The organism is Mesorhizobium sp. M2C.T.Ca.TU.002.02.1.1 (assembly GCF_003997225.1).
Genome location: NZ_RZTO01000563.1, coordinates 1 through 4,163, shown reverse-complemented (window position 1 = coordinate 4,163; position 4,163 = coordinate 1). Strand labels below are relative to the sequence as shown.

The following is a 4,163-nucleotide window of genomic DNA, read 5'->3' as shown; positions in this document are numbered from 1 at the left end:
TTCCGCTGACCACCCAGATCGGCCTGGTGCTTTTGTGGGTCGCGGCCCTCGTCACGCTCTACACCGGCTATGATTATTTCCGCGCCGGCCTCAAGCACATCATGGACGAGTGAGATGTCCACGAAGCTCATCTATTTCGCCTGGGTACGCGAGCGGATCGGCAAGCCGGAAGAGGATGTCGAATTGCCTTCCGGCATCGAGACGGTCGCCGACCTGCTGCGCTGGCTGAAGTCGCGCGGCGAGGAGTATGAGAACGCGCTGCAGTATCCGGACGTCATCCGCGTCGCCATCAATCAGGAACATGTCGGCCACCGCGAGAAGATCGCCGGCGCGCGCGAGATCGCGCTGTTTCCGCCGATGACCGGGGGCTGAGATGGCCGGCGTTGTGCCCGCCATCCGCATCCAGCGCGAGGACTTCGACATCGCCGCCGAGATCGCCGGCCTGACCAGGGCGCGCTCCGATATCGGCGCTGTGGTCACTTTTTCCGGCCTTTGCCGCGACGAGCGGGGCGCGCTGTCGGCGCTCGAGCTCGAGCACTATCCCGGCATGGCAGAGGCCGAGATCGGCCGCATCGCCGCCGAGGCGACCGAGCGCTGGCCGCTGCAGGGGCTCACCGTCATCCATCGGCATGGCAAGATAGCGCCGGGCGAGAACATCGTGCTGGTGGTCGCGGCCTCGTCGCACCGGCAGGCGGCCTTCGAAGCTGCGAATTTCCTGATGGATTATCTGAAGTCGCGCGCCCCCTTCTGGAAGAAGGAACATCGCGCAGACGGCACCGAGGGCGGCTGGGTAGAGGCCAAGGAAGCCGACGATCGCGCGGCGGACCGCTGGAAGAAACAGGGCGAATGATGCATGTCGCCCAGAGTGCGCAGCGGTTCTGGGGCAACGGCATGCATCAGAAAAAACTCCCGTTCGGCCATCGAACGACCGCAATCCTTCCCAAGCCTGGCGGTTGGTTTGATTTGCTTGGCGGAGCAGGGTCATGCTGGACCGCATCGCGGAGTTCTTCATCTTCGGGCTGGTGCCGCTGGTCGTCGGCGTGCTTGCCGTGCCGGAAGTGACTAAGGCCGGCGAGAAGACGATCGCGGGCGAGGTGACCTATCGCGAGCGCATCGCCCTGCCGCCGGATGCCGTGCTTGTGGTCGAGCTCGCCGATGTCTCGCTGGCCGATGCGCCGGCGACCGTGATCGCCAAGCGCAGGATAGCGCCCACCGGCCAGGTGCCGATCAAATTCGACATCGGTTTCGACCCCAAGGCAATCCAGAAGGACCGGACCTACGCTCTGCAGGCGCGTATCACGATCGGCGAACGACTGATGTTCATCACCGATACAAGCCGCCAGCTCGATCCGCTGGCCGGCAAGCCGCAGAGCATCGTGTTGAAACGCGCCAATTGACCCCACCGCCGCAACCGCCTAGGTTCCCTTGAAAATGGGGATGGGGTTCCCCCGAAACCGCCCTTGTGGCTGATGACTCCTGCCAGGCGTGCTCTTGCGCGGCAGGATTTGTTTTCCCGCTCGTATCATGCCTGATTTCGTGAAGTGATTCCGGTACGGAATCGCGTTTGGAAAGGCATTGAAGCGATGACCCTTGCGGCTTGCGCCCTGGTCCTGATCGGCGGTTTCCTCGGCGGCGTTTCCCGCTTTTTCCTGTCCGGCGTGGTCGGCCGCGGCGTCGGCGAGACCTTTCCCTGGGGCACGCTGGCGGTCAACGTCTCCGGCGCCCTTGCCATCGGCGCCTTCGCGGGTGCTGCGCGCTCGGTCGGCGGTGTCTTCGCTAGCGATCTCGTGCGCGACCTGATCGTCGTCGGCCTGTTCGGCGGCTACACCACCGTGTCGTCCTTCTGCCTGCAGACGCTGAACCTCGGGCTCGACGGTGAAGGGCGGCTCGCCGCCTTCAACGTCGTCGCTTCGTCGGCGCTGTGCGTGCTGTTCGTCGCCCTCGGCTTTTGGGCGGTGGTCTGGGTGGTTGGTTCAACCACCTGGGTGGTTGGTTCAGCCACCGGGGCTGCGGGCTGAGCGATGGTGGACAGGCAGACGGCGATGCGGCTTTATCTGGCGGTCGGCTGTGGCGCCGCTGTGGGCTCCCTGACCCGCTTCCTGTCGGGCTACGTCATCGTCTCGCTGCTCGGCCTGAACGCGCTTTGGTCAACCGCTTTCGTCAATGTCGTCGGCTCCTGGGTCATCATGGCCTTCGCCACGATGACCGGGCCGGACGGCCGCCTGATGGTCAGCCAGGCTGCCCGCAATTTCGTCATGGCCGGCTTTTGCGGCGGGCTCACCACGTTTTCGGCAATGAGCCTCGATACCTTCCTCCTGCTGTTTCAGGGCGACTGGCCGCTGGCCGCGACCTATCTCATCAGTGTCGTCGGGCTGTCGCTGGCCGCCGCATGGCTGGGCTATCTCATGGCGTCCAGGCTCAATCGTTTGCCGGTCGAAGGTGATCGGGCTAAAAAGAGATCAGGGAGAAGAGAAGATGGAACTTCCCGCGCAATGCGCGCTGCTCAGGATCTTCTTCGGCGAGGACGACAGGGCCGCTGACGGCAAGCCGCTGCACGAGGCGATCGTCATCAAGGCGCGCGAGGCGGGCATGGCCGGCGCCACGGTGCTGAGAGGTCCGCTCGGCTTCGGCCGTTCCAGCGTGCTTCACACCGCCAAGATACTGCGCTTGTCGCAGGATCTGCCGATTGTCGTCGAGATCGTCGACGCGCCGGAGAAGATCGATGCGCTGATCCCGGAGATCAAGGCGCTGACCAAGACAAAGAGCTGCCTGATCACCAGGGAGAAGGTCGAGGTCATCCGCTACGGCGACGGGGACTGAACCCGCCGTCTTCCGTCACCCCGCCACGAAGCCGGCGGCCGATCGTCCCTTCGTCGAAGATACCGGCGGAAAAGAGCTTCATGGCCTCTATCGCCAAGTCCGACGCCTCGGGACTGCCTATGACGATGCCGCGTTCCTCGCAGACCTCGTCATAGATACGCTTCAACAGGGCGAGGTCGTCCGGATAGGCAACGCCACTTTCAGAAACATGAGGCTTGATCATGCTTCCCTCCCTCAGTTCGGGCGGAAGCGCGGTGGTCGCTCACAGCCGGCGACGCCCTTGGCCATCTGTCGCCGATGCCGCTGAACCTAGGGTGTTCGGCGGCTTTGTCCACCTGTAAAGCAAAGAGGCGACCCGGTGCTGCCGGGCCGCCTCCATGTCTTGAACCGGGATTTGAGGGCCTCAGCCGACGATCTCTGTATCCGAGAACCAGTACTTGATCTCCTGCGCGGCGGTCTCCGGCGCGTCCGAGCCATGCACCGAGTTTTCGCCGATCGACAGCGCGTGCACCTTGCGGATGGTGCCCTCGGCGGCGTTGGCCGGGTTGGTGGCGCCCATCACTTCACGGTTCCTGGCGATGGCGTTCTCGCCCTCCAGCACCTGCACGATGGTGGGCGCCGACGACATGAATTCCACCAGCTCGCCGAAGAACGGGCGATCCTTGTGGACCGCGTAGAAGCCTTCGGCCTCGCGGCGGCTCATCCACACACGGCGCGATGCGACGACGCGCAGGCCGGCGTCTTCCAGCATCTTGGTGATGGCGCCCGTCAGGTTGCGCCGGGTCGCGTCCGGCTTGATCATGGAGAAGGTGCGTTCGATCGCCATAGGGTCGTCCTTGTTCTTGGGAATGGAAATTGGGGTGGCGGGCTCTATACAAGCCGCCCGGCGGCTTGCCAAGGGGAGGCGGGTTCTGGCCAAGGAGAACCCTTTGCGGGATAATTGAAGCAAGTCTCCCGAAAGCGGGAACCGGTTTCGGGATAAAGACATGCGCAAAATCAAAAACCTGAAGCGCAAGGAGCGAATCTGAAAGATCGCGACGCGCTTTAGGCGGCTGCGAACATGCTTCGCACGGAATCCGGGGCGTTGCGGCAGCGGAGCCCGAGGCGATGAACTGGCCTTATCTCAGGCGCGGCGATATCTGCGGCATCATTGTCATGGCGGTGGTTCTTGCCGCGATCGTCTTGGTCGGGCTGCTCTTTCCACGGCTCGGACAGCAGAATTTCGGCTTCGGCCCGGAATGGCAATGTATCCGGATGGAAAAGGGCGACCCGATCTGCGTCAAGCTGGTCGAGAAGGACGCGTCGACCAGGGAGCGCCGGAAATAGACGCTAAAGCTCGATCT

At 63.7% G+C, this 4,163-nt stretch carries 8 protein-coding genes, 2 pseudogenes and 1 riboswitch; of the genes and pseudogenes, 8 read left to right on the top strand and 2 right to left on the bottom strand.

All coding sequences use genetic code 11. The features are described from left to right. The 7 genes and pseudogenes from EOD07_RS24960 to EOD07_RS24930 form a co-directional block, all read left to right on the top strand. Positions 1 to 113: pseudogene (locus EOD07_RS24960) on the top strand (CDP-diacylglycerol--glycerol-3-phosphate 3-phosphatidyltransferase); the annotation flags it as partial. Position 114: 1 nt separating this feature from the next. Further along, positions 115 to 372, top strand: a complete 258-nt coding sequence (gene moaD / locus EOD07_RS24955) for a molybdopterin converting factor subunit 1 (RefSeq protein WP_041001878.1) — start codon at positions 115 to 117, stop codon at positions 370 to 372. Between the two features lies 1 nt (position 373). Further along, entirely contained in the window at positions 374 to 850 is a 477-nt protein-coding gene (locus EOD07_RS24950) for a molybdenum cofactor biosynthesis protein MoaE (protein WP_127237322.1), read from the top strand. A gap of 133 nt (positions 851 to 983) precedes the next feature. After that, positions 984 to 1,397 carry a YbaY family lipoprotein gene (locus tag EOD07_RS24945; protein WP_127237321.1) on the top strand — a complete coding sequence of 138 codons (414 nt, stop codon included), beginning with the start codon at positions 984 to 986 and terminating at the stop codon, positions 1,395 to 1,397. Positions 1,398 to 1,424: 27 nt separating this feature from the next. After that, positions 1,425 to 1,486, top strand: a riboswitch (Fluoride riboswitch). Between the two features lie 97 nt (positions 1,487 to 1,583). Beyond that, the gene (crcB, locus tag EOD07_RS24940; RefSeq protein WP_127237320.1) at positions 1,584 to 2,018 is read left to right on the top strand and encodes a fluoride efflux transporter CrcB; all 435 of its coding nucleotides are present in this window, start codon (positions 1,584 to 1,586) and stop codon (positions 2,016 to 2,018) included. A 3-nt stretch (positions 2,019 to 2,021) separates the two neighbouring features. Beyond that, positions 2,022 to 2,426, top strand: a pseudogene (crcB, locus tag EOD07_RS24935) (fluoride efflux transporter CrcB); the annotation flags it as partial. A gap of 49 nt (positions 2,427 to 2,475) precedes the next feature. Continuing rightward, entirely contained in the window at positions 2,476 to 2,820 is a 345-nt protein-coding gene (locus EOD07_RS24930) for a DUF190 domain-containing protein (RefSeq protein WP_040984734.1), read from the top strand. Here EOD07_RS24930 and EOD07_RS24925 read toward each other — a convergent pair. Both EOD07_RS24925 and ndk read right to left on the bottom strand, forming a co-directional pair. Next, complete coding sequence (locus EOD07_RS24925; protein WP_127237318.1) at positions 2,795 to 3,043, bottom strand: hypothetical protein; 249 nt, start codon at positions 3,041 to 3,043, stop codon at positions 2,795 to 2,797. The genes EOD07_RS24930 and EOD07_RS24925 overlap by 26 nt on opposite strands. Positions 3,044 to 3,223: 180 nt before the next feature. After that, positions 3,224 to 3,646 (bottom strand): nucleoside-diphosphate kinase, encoded by a 423-nt coding sequence (ndk, locus tag EOD07_RS24920; RefSeq protein WP_040984737.1) that lies wholly within the window; start codon positions 3,644 to 3,646, stop codon positions 3,224 to 3,226. 281 nt (positions 3,647 to 3,927) lie between these two features. Here ndk and EOD07_RS24915 point away from each other — a divergent pair, with 281 nt between their 5' ends. Beyond that, positions 3,928 to 4,146: a hypothetical protein gene (locus EOD07_RS24915; RefSeq protein ID WP_127237317.1), complete on the top strand. Its 219-nt coding sequence runs from the start codon at positions 3,928 to 3,930 to the stop codon at positions 4,144 to 4,146. Positions 4,147 to 4,163 lie beyond the last annotated feature (17 nt).

What these genes read in the sequence shown, in the direction of transcription:
- EOD07_RS24915 (WP_127237317.1), top strand. Translation starts at nt 3,928, where the DNA reads ATGAACTGGCCTTATCTCAGGCGCGGCGATATCTGCGGCATCATTGTC.
- EOD07_RS24925 (WP_127237318.1), bottom strand. Translation starts at nt 3,043, where the DNA reads ATGATCAAGCCTCATGTTTCTGAAAGTGGCGTTGCCTATCCGGACGAC.
- moaD (WP_041001878.1), top strand. Translation starts at nt 115, where the DNA reads ATGTCCACGAAGCTCATCTATTTCGCCTGGGTACGCGAGCGGATCGGC.
- EOD07_RS24930 (WP_040984734.1), top strand. Translation starts at nt 2,476, where the DNA reads ATGGAACTTCCCGCGCAATGCGCGCTGCTCAGGATCTTCTTCGGCGAG.
- ndk (WP_040984737.1), bottom strand. Translation starts at nt 3,646, where the DNA reads ATGGCGATCGAACGCACCTTCTCCATGATCAAGCCGGACGCGACCCGG.
- EOD07_RS24945 (WP_127237321.1), top strand. Translation starts at nt 984, where the DNA reads ATGCTGGACCGCATCGCGGAGTTCTTCATCTTCGGGCTGGTGCCGCTG.
- EOD07_RS24950 (WP_127237322.1), top strand. Translation starts at nt 374, where the DNA reads ATGGCCGGCGTTGTGCCCGCCATCCGCATCCAGCGCGAGGACTTCGAC.
- crcB (WP_127237320.1), top strand. Translation starts at nt 1,584, where the DNA reads ATGACCCTTGCGGCTTGCGCCCTGGTCCTGATCGGCGGTTTCCTCGGC.